The sequence below is a fragment of the Novosphingobium sp. genome, from assembly GCF_027531025.1.
Lineage (GTDB): Bacteria > Pseudomonadota > Alphaproteobacteria > Sphingomonadales > Sphingomonadaceae > Novosphingobium.
Genome location: NZ_JAPZQX010000001.1, coordinates 85,114 through 97,589 on the forward strand (window position 1 = coordinate 85,114; position 12,476 = coordinate 97,589).

Consider the following 12,476-nt stretch of genomic DNA (forward strand, 5'->3'; position numbering starts at 1 on the left):
GTCCCGGCCTTCACCGGGACGACCAATCTGGAGAATGCCATGAAAGCCGCTGTCCTCGTCGCCCCCAACCAGCCGCTCGAAATCGAGGAGGTGGTGATCAGCAAGCCCGGTCCGCATGAAGTGCTGATCCGCACGGCCGCCTGCGGCCTGTGCCATTCGGACCTGCACTTCATCGAAGGGACCTATCCCCACGCGCTCCCGGCCGTACCCGGCCACGAAGCCGCCGGGATCGTCGAGGCGGTGGGCAGCGAAGTGCGCACCGTGAAGGTGGGCGACGCGGTGGTGACCTGCCTCTCGGCCTTCTGCGGGCACTGCGAATTCTGCGTGACCGGTCGCATGGCGCTGTGCCTGGGCGCCGATACCCGCCGCGCTCCGGGCAGCGAACCGCGCCTGTCGCGGCCCGATGGCAGCCCGGTGGCCCAGATGCTCAACCTCTCGGCCTTTGCCGAAATGATGCTGATCCACGAACATGCCTGCACCCGGATCGATCCGGAAATGCCGCTGGACCGCGCTTCGGTGATCGGCTGCGCGGTGACCACCGGGGCCGGCACGATCTTCAACGCCTGCAAGGTAACGCCGGGCGAAACCGTGGCCGTGGTCGGTTGCGGCGGGGTGGGCCTGGCCGCGATCAACGCCGCCAAGATCGCCGGGGCGGGCAAGATCATCGCCGCCGATCCGATGCCGGAAAAGCGCGCACTGGCGATGAAGTTGGGCGCGACCCACACTGTCGACGCCATGGCCGACGATGCTGCCGCGCAGATCCTCGAACTGACCAAGGGCGGGGTCGATCACGCGATCGAGGCCGTCGGTCGGCCAGCCTCGGGCGAACTCGCGGTCAAGTCGCTGCGCCGCGGCGGCACGGCCACGATCCTGGGCATGATGCCGCTCAACCATTCGGTCGGCCTTGGCGCGATGGACCTGCTTTCGGGCAAGAAGCTGCAGGGCGCGATCATGGGGATGAACCACTTCCCGGTCGACATGCCGCGCCTCGTTGATTTCTACATGCGCGGGCTGCTCGATCTCGACACGATCATTGCCGAGCGCATCCCGCTCTCGCAGATCAACGAGGGCTTCGAGAAGATGAAGGGCGGCCATTCCGCCCGCTCGGTGATCGTCTTCGACCAGTAAGGGCCAGAGCATGACCGAAGCGATCAATGCCGATGAAGCCTTTGTCGGAACTGTCGAGCCGGAGGGTGCCGACAAGCTGGACGAAGCCCGCCTGACTGAATGGATGCAAGCCAATGTGGCGGGCTTCCAGGGGCCGCTGCACCTGACCAAGTTCAAGGGCGGGCAGTCCAACCCGACCTACAAGATCGAGGCGGCGAGCGGCAATTACGTGCTGCGGCGCAAGCCCTTCGGTCCGCTGCTGCCCAGCGCGCACGCGGTTGACCGCGAGTACAAGGTCCAGAACGCGCTCAACAAGGCGGGCTTTCCGGCCGCGCGCCAGTTTGGCCTGTGCACGGACGACTCTGTGGTCGGTTCGTGGTTCTACATCATGGACATGGTCGACGGGAAAACGATCTGGGACGGGGCCATGCCCGGCGCGACGCCGGAGTACCGCCGCGAAACCTACTTCGCGATGATCGGCACCCTGGCCGCCCTGCACACGGTCGATGTCGAGGCGGTGGGCCTCGCCGACTATGGCAAGCCGGGGAACTATTTCGGCCGCCAGGTCGATCGCTGGACCAAGCAGTACAAGCTGTCCGAGACCGAGCACATGTCGGACATGGAGCGGCTGATCGAATGGCTGCCGCAGACCCTGCCCGAGCAGACCCGCACCAGCGTGGTCCACGGCGACTACCGGATCGACAACATGATCTGGGCCAAGGACAAGCCCGAAGTGCTGGCCGTGCTCGACTGGGAGCTTTCCACCCTGGGCGATCCGCTGGGCGACTTTTCCTATGTCTGCATGGCCTGGGTGACGGATAACGGCGGCCGTTCCGGCGTACAGGACCTGGATCGCAAGGCGCTGGGCATTCCTGAACTGGCAGAAGTGGTCGAGCGCTATTGCGAGAAGACCGGCCGCGACAGCCTGCCCGACATGAACTGGCTGTTCGCCTACAACTTCTTCCGCCTGGCAGGGATCCTCCAGGGCATCAAGAAGCGGGTGATCGATGGCACGGCCAGCTCGGCCCACGCCAAGGCCCAGTCCGACCGGGTTCAGCCGCTGGTCGATCGCGCGACAGAATTCGCAAAGCTGGCGGGGATGTAACGGGCCTGGGCCTCAGCCCTTGACCGCCCCGGCAGCGGCCAGGGCGGTGAATTCGGCCTCGTCCATCCCCAACCATTCTTCCAGCAGTTCGCGGCTGTGCTCGCCCACGCGCGGAGGGCGCCGCTCGAACTGCGCGGGGGTGCGCGAAAGCTTGCCGGGATAGGCGACCGAGGGAATCTCCACCCCGTCCTCACGCAGGAACCGGTGCACCGTGCCGCGCGCTGCGACGAAGGGATCGTTGAACACGTCCTCCAGCGTATTGACCGGGCCAACCGGCACCCCGGCCGCTTCCAGCCGGGCGATCAGCGCGTCGCGGGTCTGGTCCTTCACCAGGTCGGCCACGATCGCCTCGATCGCGTCACGGTTGACCAGCCGGTCGCGCGCGAGGGCAAAGCGCGGGTCAGTGCCCAGCTCCGGCACGCCCATTTCGGTGCAGAAGGCGCGGAACTGCAGGTCATTGCCGACCGCGATGATCAGCACGCCATCGGCCACGTTGAAGGTGGTATAGGGCACCACCGTCGGGTGCCGGTTGCCCAGCCGCCCCGGAGCAACCCCGCTGACGAGATAGCTGGAGCCCTGGTTGGCCATCATCGCGATCTGGGTATCGAGCAGCGAAATGTCGATTTGCTGCCCCTCCCCGGTCCGTTCGGCGTGGCGCAGCGCGGCGAGGATCGAGATCGCCGCGAAATTGCCGGTCGAAAGGTCGGCCATGGCCACCCCGGCGCGCAAGGGACCGCCATCGGCCTCACCCGTTACCGACATGAACCCGCCCATCCCCTGGGCGACGAAATCATAGCCGCCACGCTGGGTATAGGGGCCGGTCTGGCCAAAGCCGGTGATCGAGCAATAGACGATCCGCGGGTTGATGGTGGCGATGCTGGCATAGTCCAGCCCGTACTTGGCGAGCCCACCCACCTTGAAGTTCTCCACCAGCACGTCGGCCTCGGCGGCCAGGCGACGGATCAGCGCGGCCCCTTCCGGCGTGGCCAGGTCAATCGCGGCGGAGCGCTTGTTGCGGTTGGTGCAGAGGTAATAGGCGCTTTCCTGGCTGTCGTCCGAACCATCGGGCCGCTTCAGGAACGGCGGGCCCCAGGCGCGGGTATCGTCGCCCCGGCCGGGATGCTCCACCTTGAACACCTCGGCGCCCAGATCGGCCAGGATCTGGGTGCACCACGGACCGGCCAGGACGCGCGACAGGTCGAGCACTTTCACGCCTTCGAGCGCGCGGGGAATGGGCTTGCTTGTCATGCCGCAGCCATGCCGGGGCGGCGCGCGCCTGTCTAGAACTGCCGGACCCAGCTGAAGCCTGCGCCCTGGTCATCCGGCAAGGCGGAGTAGTGCCCCGGATCCTTGCGGTAGAACAGGCTGGCCGAAGCCGTGCCACCCCACAGCGCACCGCGCCAGGCCAGTTCGGCATCCAGTTCGCGCCCGCTGGGGCGCAGCGACAGGAGGCGGCGGCCATAGGTCGGTGTCAGCGTGGCATAGGACCAGTCGACCGGCAGATCGAGCGAGAGCCCGCCGCTTTCCACCCGCAGCGGCTGGGACAGCCGGAAAGCCAGACGGTCGGTGGCGGAAAACACCCCCTGCCGCTCGGCATCGAGCGCCCAGGCCGAAGTGACGAGGCGCGAGGCATCGCTGATCAGCCCACCGGCGCGCGGGGCAGTGAAACCGCTACGCCAGGCCGCGCCCAGCCGCCATTGCGGCGCGACCTGCCAACCGGCGCTGGCATCGAGGAACAGGCTGTCTGCCCCGCTGCCGCCGAAGGCGCGGTGGAACCGGGCGCCAAGGACGGAATCCCGTTCGACCAGCCACGATGCCCCAAGCGCTGCATCAAAGGCACCAAAGCGGCGGTCAAAGGCCACACCGATGCGGGTTGCGGGCACCCCCGGCAGCCAGGTCGCCGCCGAATCCGCCAGCCGCACCTGCGCGCCCGCCCGGGCCGCGCCGCGTTCGGCGCTGATCGTCAGGCCCCAGGGGCCGAGGCTTTCGCGGAAGGCGAAGCTGGCCTGCCCGGTGGCACCGAAGCCCAGGTCATCGAGCGGCGAGCGCGCGATCAGAAAGGCTGGCTGGTCACGCCCCTGCAACTGGGCGACGAGGCCATCGGCCCCCTGTTCGAAAGCAAAACCGATCCGGCGGCCGGGGGCCAGTTCCATCACCGCGCGGGCAGCGAGCACCCGGGCCTGTTCGGCCTGTTCACGGGTCAGCCGCAGCTGGCCGGTCCACGGCAGTTTCGCCACCCGCCCGGTGGCATCGACCGAGAAGGCCAGGGCCAGCTTCCCCCCGCCGAGCGAGAGATTGCGATGATTGCTGGCCAGCGCCGGGCCCAGCCGCGGCTGGACCTGTGCGCCGCGCAGGCCGGTGGCAAGGTTCATGCCATAGGCGCGCTGGTAACTGTCGAGCACGACTGTCTCGATCGATCCGGCGCGCGGCCCGGCATCGCCCATCGGGGTCGAGGTGACGCCGGTGGTATCGCCGGCCGGGATCGGCACGGCCGTCCCGGCAAGGCTGGTGACCCCTTGCGGCGCAAAGGCGGCGGCCAGGTCCAGCAAGCCGCGCCCGAAAGTGCTGTCGATACCGGTCGCCCCGGCATCGCGGGCGGTGCGCAGCAGCAGGTCAACCACCTGTGTGGCGGTCAGGTTGGGGAAGGCCTGGCGAAGCAGGGCAACAGCGCCGGCCACTTGCGGCGCGGCAAAGCTGGTGCCCGAGAACACGTACTGGAACCGTGCGCCGGTCGAATCGGTAGTGATCTTCAGCACCCCGTCTTCGTAGACGCAGCAGACCCGCTCACCGCGCGCGGAGAGGAACCAGCTGGCTTCGGTCCCGGCGCGGTTGGAGAAGGCCGAGAAGGCATTGTCCTTGTCGACCGAGCCGACGATGATGACGTTGCCATTGCCCGCCTGGCGCAGGCCGGTGGCAAAGGGGTCGGGATTGTTGGGATCGATCCCGGCCTCGGTCGAATCGCCATCGTTGCCGGCCGCCACGATCACCACGACCCCGGCCGCCGCCGCGCGCGAGACCGCCGCGCGCAGCCCGCTGCTGGGAGTCGATCCACCCAGCGAAAGGTTGATCACCCTGGCCCCGGCCGCCACCGCGCGGTCTACCCCCTGGGCAATGGCCGAATCCGACAGCTTGCACCCGTCCTTGGGATCATTGGGATCGTTGACGGCGCAGGTGCCAGGTGAATCGGCGCGGAACATGGCGATGCTGGCGTTGAACGCCAGGCCGACCACGCCAAGGCCATCACGCGCTGCCGCAGCCACCAGGGCGACATTGGTGCCATGGTCGCTATCAGGATTGTCGAGCCCGCGACTGCCCGCCACGTCGGCCGAGGCGGTCACGATCCGGCCCGCGAATTCCGGGCTGTCGGTGTCAATCCCGGTATCGACAATGCCGATCGTGACCCCGGAGCCGCTGTAACCCGCGGCCCAGGGCGTCAGTACGCCATGCTGAACCGCCCCGCTCGAGCGATTGTATTCGCTGGTCAGGAAGCTGGCGGTGGGTGTCGGCGTGGGGCCCGGGGTCGGGCTGGGCGTCGGAGTAGGAGTTGGCGTGGGCGTCGGCGTGGGAGCGGGCGCCGGCGCGGGGGCCGGGGTACTCCCCACCGATCCGCCGCTGCCCCCACAGGCAGCGACCAGGACAAACGAGACCATCGCTGCGGCCATTGGTCCGCGCGATCGATGGCTTGGCGAAATGTTCATGCGACCGAACTCCCCTGAATCGGCCCCCCACTCGCCGAATTGCACCTTCATGCCAATCCGATCCTTAACCGGGAATTTCTTTTGCGCCAGAGCGTGGCTGGCGCTAGGCGCGAGGCAGAACCCGTCTTCGCCAGGAGTCTGCCATGAGCGCCGATCTTGCCTCCGCCATCGAAGCCGCGTGGGAGCGGCGCGATACCGTGACCCCGGCCAGCGCCGATGTGCGCGAAGTGGTGGAAACCGCGCTCGGCCTGCTCGACAGCGGCCAGGCCCGCGTGGCCGAACCCAACGGGGCGGGCGGCTGGCAGGTCAACCAGTGGCTGAAGAAGGCCGTGCTGCTGAGCTTTCGCCTGAACGACAACGAAGTGGTGCCCGGCGGTGCGGCTGGTGCTCCGGCGTTCGACAAGGTGCCCTCGAAGTTCGCCGGCTGGGGCGAGAACCGGTTCCGCGAGGCCGGTTTCCGGATCGTGCCCGGCGCGGTGGTGCGGCGCGGCGCGCATATCGGCCGGGGCGTGGTGGTCATGCCCAGCTTCGTCAACATCGGCGCCCACGTAGGCGATGGGACGATGGTCGATACCTGGGTAACGGTCGGCTCCTGCGCGCAGATCGGCAAGAACGTCCACCTCTCGGGCGGGGTCGGGATCGGCGGCGTGCTCGAGCCGCTCCAGGCCGAACCCGTGGTGATCGAGGACAACTGCTTCATCGGCGCGCGCAGCGAAGTGGTGGAAGGCGTGCGGGTCTGCGAAGGCGCAGTGCTGTCGATGGGTGTGTTCATCGGCGCCTCGACCAAGATCGTCGACCGCGCCACCGGCGAAGTCCATATTGGCCGCGTCCCGCCCTATGCGGTGGTCGTGCCAGGCTCGATGCCGGGCAAGCCCCTGCCCGATGGTTCGCCCGGTCCCAGCCTGTACTGCGCGGTGATCGTCAAGACCGTCGATGCCCAGACCCGCGCCAAGACCGCTATCAACGAACTGCTGCGCGATTGAGCGGGGCCTGGGCGATGGACCAGTCCCTGCTGATCCAGTTCGCGGTCTCCTCGCTGATGGTGGTGCTGTGTGTGCTGGTCCACGGGTTGGGCCTGTTCGGGCTGAACCATGCAATGCGGACCGAGGCGGCGGTCGAGCGGTTGCAGCACATAGCCCCGCTTTCCCCGCGCGGCGGGCTGTTCACCCTGGGTGTGGTAATCGCCATGCTGGCGCTGCACGGGATCGAGATCTGGCTCTTCGCGCTGGTCTATGTCGCGATCGGAGCGATCCCCCAGCTTGAACCGGCGCTCTATTTCTCGACCATCAGCTATTCGACCGTAGGCTACAACGACCTGCACATCGCCGAGGAATGGCGCCTGCTGGGCGCCTTCGAAAGCGTCCTGGGGATCTTCCTGCTCGGCTGGTCGACCGCTTTCTTCTTCCGCATGATCGGCCGCATCGACCCGCATTGAGCGGGCGAGCGCCAGCTCAGAACGGCACCGGGTTCTCCACCGGCGGATCGCTGCGGCGAGTGGCGGCATGGGCTTCGGCGGCCTTCATCACCCGCATCATGTTGCCGCTGGCGAGGGCCTCAAGATCGGCCTGGGTCCAGCCGCGCCGGGCCAGTTCGGTGAACAGGGCGGGATAGGTGGCAGCATCCTCCAGCCCGGCGACCGCCTCGTCGATCCCGTCGAAATCGCCGCCGATGCCCACGTGCGCCACACCGATCCGGCGCTTGATGTAATCGAGGTGGTTGGCAACATCGGCCAGGCTGCCGGTGGGGGCAGGGTTGGCGCGCACCCAGGCTTCGAGCCCGGCTTCGCTGGCCTTGGGATTGCCGAGGTTGAGCGCCTCGAGCCGGGCCTTCTCGGCCGCGCGGCGGGCATTCCACTGGCGGCGATCCTCGCTGACGAAGGGCGGGAAGAAATTGACCATCACGATCCCGCCATTGGCCTTCAGGCGATCGAGCACACTGTCAGGCACGTTGCGGGCATGGGCGTTGATGGCGGTGGCGTTCGAATGGCTGAAGATGACCGGGGTCTTGGTGACATCCAGCGTGTCGAGCATGGTCGCTTCGCTGACGTGGCTGAGATCGACCAGCATGCCCAGCCGGTTCATCTCGCGGATCACGTCGCGGCCCAGGTCATTCAGGCCATCGTGCCGGGGGGTATCGGTGCCGGCATCGGCCCAGGCGTTGTTCTTGGTGTGGGTCAGCGTCATGTAGCGCACGCCCAGCGCGTGCATCTGGCGCAGCACCGCCAGCGAAGTGCCGATCGAATGGCCGCCCTCGATCCCCAGCAGCGAGGCGACCTTGCCCGCCTTCATCGCCCGGGCCACGCAATCGGAGGTCTCGCAATAGGCCAGATCGCCGGGGTGGCGGGCGATGATCCGCTTCATCACGTCGATCTGTTCCAGCGTGGCCTGAACCGCCTGCGGCTCGCTCAATGCGGCCGAGACATAGACCGACCAGAACTGCGCCCCGACCTTGCCCGCCCGCAGGCGCTGGATATCGGTCTGGAACGGCGGAACCTTGCCGGCCGCATCGCGCTCGGCCCGGGTATCGGTGAAGTCGAAGCTGCCCAGCACATTGCGGCGCATGTCGCGCAGCTTGTCGGGCACGTCGTTATGGCCATCCCAGACCGGTGCGGCCTTGAGCGCGGCGGCGGCGACGGCCTCAGGCGATGGACCTTGCGCGGCGGCCGGGCCGGTGAGACCCAGCATTGCGATCCCTGCCAGCCACACCGCCTTGCGCATATCCCTATTCCTCTACTTGGTTGCCGGCCGACAGTCCTTGAACCAGGTCACGTCCCGCAGCTCGGAATACTCATAGAAGGTCCCGGTCAGTTTGACAGACTTTTTCGGCTTGAGCTGCATGGCGAAAACCGAAGTTCCCGGGGCCATCAGGCAGCTGACTTCCGAAAGGGTGCTGGCCATCCCGGGCAGGCGCAGGGCCATTTCGTGCGGCTGCATGATCTCGAACGCGACCCGCAGGCTTGGCCCATCCTGCGTCACGTATTCGACCGTGCCCGACAGGGTGAACTGCTTGTTCCTGTAGCGTTGCGGGATCGCGGCGGCATTGCGCTCGGCATCCTTCGAGATCTGCGAGGAAAAGGATTGGGCAGTCATCGCGATCGGTGCGGCTTGCTGGGTCTGGGCAGCAGCTCCGCCAGCCGCCGCCAGCCGCCCGGCCTTGCCGCCCTTGACCTGGTTGAGCACGCCGCACATCTCGGCCATGGCCAGTTCGGCCTTGGTGCTCTGTCCAGCGCGGAGTTTGGCCTCCATCACCACCGTCCCCGTCCCACCACTGCTGGTGGCATTGATCTCGATCGGGAAGGCGCGCGCATTCTGCGTCACGCTCTGTTCGATCAGCAGGGCACCAGCCGCCGGTTCGGACGCAATGATGTCATACCCGCGCGAGGCGACGATCCCGCGGATCTGGTTGATCGCCACGTCTGGCGGCAGATCGGCCACACTGACCGTCGCGGTAAAGCGCATGCCCGAAATGATGCTGCCCTTCTTCACGAAGCTGTCCTCGCACTGGCCGGCGTGGGCGAGCGAGGGGGTGGCAAGGGCCAGGGCGGCCAGCGCCAGCGTAGGCAAGCGGAAGGACATGGGCAGACTCCGGACGCTATCGTATGACAACCCGGTCTGATGACCCGGCCGCCCGCGGGCGGCAACCGATCGGGTGTACCGGTACCTGGCCTTCCTGCGCGCCACATCAGGGCTTGCGCCAGCCAGCGCGGCGTGCTGGGCAGCGGGAGATGGAACTGCTTGCCAACCCTGCCACGCTGGCCCTTGCCGTTCTGGCGGTCTGCGTGCTGGGGCTGGCCAAGGGTGGCTTCGCGGGGCTGGGAGTGCTGGGCACGCCCTTATTGGCCCTCGCCATGCCGCCGACTGTCGCCGTCGCCGTGCTGCTGCCGGTCCTGCTGGTCCAGGACGTGGTCAGCGTCTGGTCGTTCCGCAAGAGCTGGGACGGCTGGGTGATCGCCTGGATGCTGCCGGGGGCGGCCGTGGGCGTGGCGCTGGGCACGGTCCTGGCGGCAGCGGTTTCAGAACAGCGGCTGCTGCTGGTGCTGGGCCTCGTCACCCTGGTGTTCGGACTCTACCGGCTTTGGGTGGAGCGCGGCGGGCGGTTCGTCGCCGCCTCGAACTCGCCGGGCTGGGTTGGCAGCCTGTTCGGCGTCGCCACGGGCTTTACCAGCCAGGTCGCCCATGCCGGCGGTCCGCCGTTCCAGATCTGGGTCACGCCGCGCCGCCTGCCGCATGAGGCCTATATCGGCACCAGCTCGATTGTCTTCGCCGCGATCAACTGGATGAAGGTGCCAAGCTATGTGATGCTGGGCGCGCTCAACCGCCAGACCCTGATCGCAGCGGTGCTGCTGATGCCGCTGGCGGTGATCAGCACGCTGCTGGCAGTCCGGGTGATCCGGCGGCTGGATACGGCGCGGTTCTACACCATCATCTACACGCTGATGGTGCTGCTGGGCGGCAAGCTGGTGTGGGACGGGCTGGGCTAGGACCGCAGGCCCTCTGCGGTGGCGCACCCGACAGGATAGGGCACGCGCTCCGCGCGCACCCGTCTCCGCTCCGCTCCGACTCCGAAAAGGCCCGGTTCCAGGGATGCCCCAAACGCAAAGGGGCGCCCGGACGGACGCCCCTTTGCCTTGGCGCACCCGACAGGATTCGAACCTGTGACCTCTGCCTTCGGAGGGCAATTAATAAATTTATTTGTTGTTCTATTTCAATAGATTAGAGTGAATATGAGATATGTGTCAACGATTTGTTAAATTGACAACCGCCTCGATGTTGCCTGAAATACACTGAAATTCAGTTGGTTGCTCAAGGTTTTCGTCATTGCCCTGTGCCTAGTGCAAAGCTCGGCGTCGCACAGGGTATCCCTCGCTTAGATCAACCTTCGATTTGGATATCGGTGGCTTTGGTGAATCCGACCCGCAGATCGGGTTCACTCCGAGTTAGGCTTTCGCCTTCTTACCGCCTCGCTTCTGACCAGGCTTGCGACCCAGACCGATCTTCACCGCCAGTTCCTTACGCTGCTGGGCGTAGTCAGGAGCAACGAGCGGATAATCCTTGGGCAGGTTCCAGCGAGCCTTATACTCCTGGGGCGAGAGATCGTGTTCAGTACCGAGATGCCGCTTGAGCATCTTCGCCTTGAACCCGCATTCGAGGCAGGTGATGGAATCGGGCTTCACAGATGACCGAACTGAGACGGCTGGTGTGAGCTTTTCCTCAACAGGTGCCACAACAGGTGCGCCAGCGTTCAGCAAGGCTGCATAAACTGTACCGATCAAATCAGGTACTGATCCTGCATCTGCATTGTTGTTGCTGACGTATGCAGACACGATATCTGCCGTCAAAGTCACCAAGGTCTCATGATCCATATAACGCCCCTTTTCTTTTCAATTATGAAAAAGCAATCTCTTGTCCCGTCTGTTTCGCCTCGAGACTGAGTGAGAGCATGTATTGGTCCGGAAACCTCTATGTCAAATATTTTTACTGCGTCCCCCGGATCCCCACCCCCCCGGCGGTCTACACTATCAGGCGAGAACGGACAATTTGAGCGTACGGAATGCATAACTTCCCGTCAGAAGGAGCGGAGCTCATCTTGGCAGTGACACATGGGTGCCTTGCTCATTGTTACCCCAGTGATATTGTATTCAAGGCGTGACGATGCTGACATTCACGCAGTTATAGGCAATCGCACAAGGGCTGACTGATGGCTTGGTTTCGAAAGACCAAAATGGGCGATGTAGCTTGGTATCGCCATCGAAATTACAAAGGCAATCTGAGCGAAGATCAGAAGATGGAGTTGGATTCCATCAGATGGAAAAGCAAATCTGGACAGCATCCAGCGGCTAAATTTGAAGATCTTCCTGAAGAAGTACAAGATTATATCGTATATCTTGAAAGTGAAATTTCTGATTCTAAATTCTCAGTTTCAATAATTTCGTTTTTATCAGGCGCATTTTTGATGATCTATTGCGCCTTGAGTACTCTAGATATCTTATCATATAGCGATGTTTTGCCATCAATTGCGAAATTATCCCTTATCTCACTTGCTTTGATTGTGTTTGGAGTCCTCGATTATCGAAGTGTTCAGAAGCGCTGGGTGGAGAAAGACATTAATGAGGAGCTTCTGAAAAATTGGGAAATCGATTACATCTCCAGACAATCGAGTTCATCTTAGCGTTACCGTATGGCTGCAGGCAAGGCGAAGGCATTTACCAAGGAGCAATACCGCAAATTGGCTTCAGCCGATCTTGGACCATTCTCGAAGGCTGCGTTCGACCATGATTGGATATCAGCTATCGAAGAAAGCGGGCGCAAAGATTGAGTTCTCGGAATATTCTGGTCCCGAGCTGATCGAGAGAGGGGAAGGCGGCACCAAGATCACCAAGAATGGCATCGACTACTGGACCAGCGGCAAGCCCCCACGGCGCTATCATACTGAAACCTGTGGAATCTGACTCACGGAGGGTTTTGCTCTGGCGTTGGGCGTGATTCACCATGGCAAACTGTTGGAGGTTTGCGATGGCGGCGCCGATCAGGGTGCGCAGTGATTTGAGTTCGGATCAGGTTCGAGCC

The 12,476-nt window shown here is 64.7% G+C and carries 12 protein-coding genes; 7 read left to right on the plus strand and 5 right to left on the minus strand.

From position 1 onward, the window contains the following. Positions 1-39 precede the first annotated feature (39 nt). Complete coding sequence (locus O9281_RS00415; RefSeq protein WP_298181609.1) at positions 40-1,128, plus strand: Zn-dependent alcohol dehydrogenase; 1,089 nt, start codon at positions 40-42, stop codon at positions 1,126-1,128. A gap of 10 nt (positions 1,129-1,138) precedes the next feature. Next, positions 1,139-2,212, plus strand: coding sequence for a phosphotransferase family protein (locus O9281_RS00420; protein WP_298181611.1), 1,074 nt, complete (start codon positions 1,139-1,141; stop codon positions 2,210-2,212). Positions 2,213-2,224: 12 nt separating this feature from the next. Here the strand turns inward: O9281_RS00420 and O9281_RS00425 are convergent, their stop codons facing one another. Together O9281_RS00425 and O9281_RS00430 are read right to left on the minus strand one after the other, a co-directional pair. Then, on the minus strand, positions 2,225-3,460 hold the full coding sequence (locus tag O9281_RS00425) for a CaiB/BaiF CoA-transferase family protein (RefSeq protein ID WP_298181614.1): 1,236 nt from the start codon (positions 3,458-3,460) through the stop codon (positions 2,225-2,227). Positions 3,461-3,492: 32 nt separating this feature from the next. Then, entirely contained in the window at positions 3,493-5,874 is a 2,382-nt protein-coding gene (locus O9281_RS00430; protein WP_298181617.1) for a S8 family peptidase, read from the minus strand. Positions 5,875-6,053: 179 nt separating this feature from the next. Between O9281_RS00430 and dapD the strand changes: the two genes are divergently transcribed. Further along, positions 6,054-6,893: a 2,3,4,5-tetrahydropyridine-2,6-dicarboxylate N-succinyltransferase gene (dapD, locus tag O9281_RS00435; RefSeq protein ID WP_298181621.1), complete on the plus strand. Its 840-nt coding sequence runs from the start codon at positions 6,054-6,056 to the stop codon at positions 6,891-6,893. Between the two features lie 14 nt (positions 6,894-6,907). After that, positions 6,908-7,345 (plus strand): ion channel, encoded by a 438-nt coding sequence (locus O9281_RS00440; protein ID WP_298181624.1) that lies wholly within the window; start codon positions 6,908-6,910, stop codon positions 7,343-7,345. Positions 7,346-7,361: 16 nt separating this feature from the next. Here O9281_RS00440 and O9281_RS00445 read toward each other — a convergent pair whose 3' ends face one another. Both O9281_RS00445 and O9281_RS00450 read right to left on the minus strand, forming a co-directional pair. Further along, entirely contained in the window at positions 7,362-8,627 is a 1,266-nt protein-coding gene (locus O9281_RS00445; protein WP_298181627.1) for a dipeptidase, read from the minus strand. Positions 8,628-8,639: 12 nt separating this feature from the next. Continuing rightward, the gene (locus tag O9281_RS00450) at positions 8,640-9,485 is read right to left on the minus strand and encodes a hypothetical protein (RefSeq protein ID WP_298181630.1); all 846 of its coding nucleotides are present in this window, start codon (positions 9,483-9,485) and stop codon (positions 8,640-8,642) included. Between the two features lie 149 nt (positions 9,486-9,634). Between O9281_RS00450 and O9281_RS00455 the strand changes: the two genes are divergently transcribed. Next, the gene (locus O9281_RS00455) at positions 9,635-10,390 is read left to right on the plus strand and encodes a sulfite exporter TauE/SafE family protein (protein ID WP_298181633.1); all 756 of its coding nucleotides are present in this window, start codon (positions 9,635-9,637) and stop codon (positions 10,388-10,390) included. A 456-nt stretch (positions 10,391-10,846) separates the two neighbouring features. Here O9281_RS00455 and O9281_RS00460 read toward each other — a convergent pair whose 3' ends face one another. Continuing rightward, entirely contained in the window at positions 10,847-11,272 is a 426-nt protein-coding gene (locus O9281_RS00460) for a MucR family transcriptional regulator (RefSeq protein ID WP_298181636.1), read from the minus strand. Between the two features lie 335 nt (positions 11,273-11,607). Between O9281_RS00460 and O9281_RS00465 the strand changes: the two genes are divergently transcribed. After that, positions 11,608-12,078 carry a hypothetical protein gene (locus O9281_RS00465; RefSeq protein ID WP_298181639.1) on the plus strand — a complete coding sequence of 157 codons (471 nt, stop codon included), beginning with the start codon at positions 11,608-11,610 and terminating at the stop codon, positions 12,076-12,078. A 103-nt stretch (positions 12,079-12,181) separates the two neighbouring features. After that, positions 12,182-12,358 carry a hypothetical protein gene (locus tag O9281_RS00470; RefSeq protein ID WP_298181642.1) on the plus strand — a complete coding sequence of 59 codons (177 nt, stop codon included), beginning with the start codon at positions 12,182-12,184 and terminating at the stop codon, positions 12,356-12,358. Positions 12,359-12,476: the final 118 nt, after the last annotated feature.

Bases quoted from the DNA above. Each gene is read 5' to 3' on its own strand.
- O9281_RS00415 (WP_298181609.1), top strand. From the start codon at position 40: ATGAAAGCCGCTGTCCTCGTCGCCCCCAACCAGCCGCTCGAAATCGAG.
- O9281_RS00465 (WP_298181639.1), top strand. From the start codon at position 11,608: ATGGCTTGGTTTCGAAAGACCAAAATGGGCGATGTAGCTTGGTATCGC.
- O9281_RS00425 (WP_298181614.1), bottom strand. From the start codon at position 3,460: ATGACAAGCAAGCCCATTCCCCGCGCGCTCGAAGGCGTGAAAGTGCTC.
- O9281_RS00420 (WP_298181611.1), top strand. From the start codon at position 1,139: ATGACCGAAGCGATCAATGCCGATGAAGCCTTTGTCGGAACTGTCGAG.
- O9281_RS00430 (WP_298181617.1), bottom strand. From the start codon at position 5,874: ATGGCCGCAGCGATGGTCTCGTTTGTCCTGGTCGCTGCCTGTGGGGGC.
- O9281_RS00470 (WP_298181642.1), top strand. From the start codon at position 12,182: ATGATTGGATATCAGCTATCGAAGAAAGCGGGCGCAAAGATTGAGTTC.
- O9281_RS00440 (WP_298181624.1), top strand. From the start codon at position 6,908: ATGGACCAGTCCCTGCTGATCCAGTTCGCGGTCTCCTCGCTGATGGTG.
- O9281_RS00450 (WP_298181630.1), bottom strand. From the start codon at position 9,485: ATGTCCTTCCGCTTGCCTACGCTGGCGCTGGCCGCCCTGGCCCTTGCC.
- O9281_RS00455 (WP_298181633.1), top strand. From the start codon at position 9,635: ATGGAACTGCTTGCCAACCCTGCCACGCTGGCCCTTGCCGTTCTGGCG.
- O9281_RS00460 (WP_298181636.1), bottom strand. From the start codon at position 11,272: ATGGATCATGAGACCTTGGTGACTTTGACGGCAGATATCGTGTCTGCA.
- dapD (WP_298181621.1), top strand. From the start codon at position 6,054: ATGAGCGCCGATCTTGCCTCCGCCATCGAAGCCGCGTGGGAGCGGCGC.
- O9281_RS00445 (WP_298181627.1), bottom strand. From the start codon at position 8,627: ATGCGCAAGGCGGTGTGGCTGGCAGGGATCGCAATGCTGGGTCTCACC.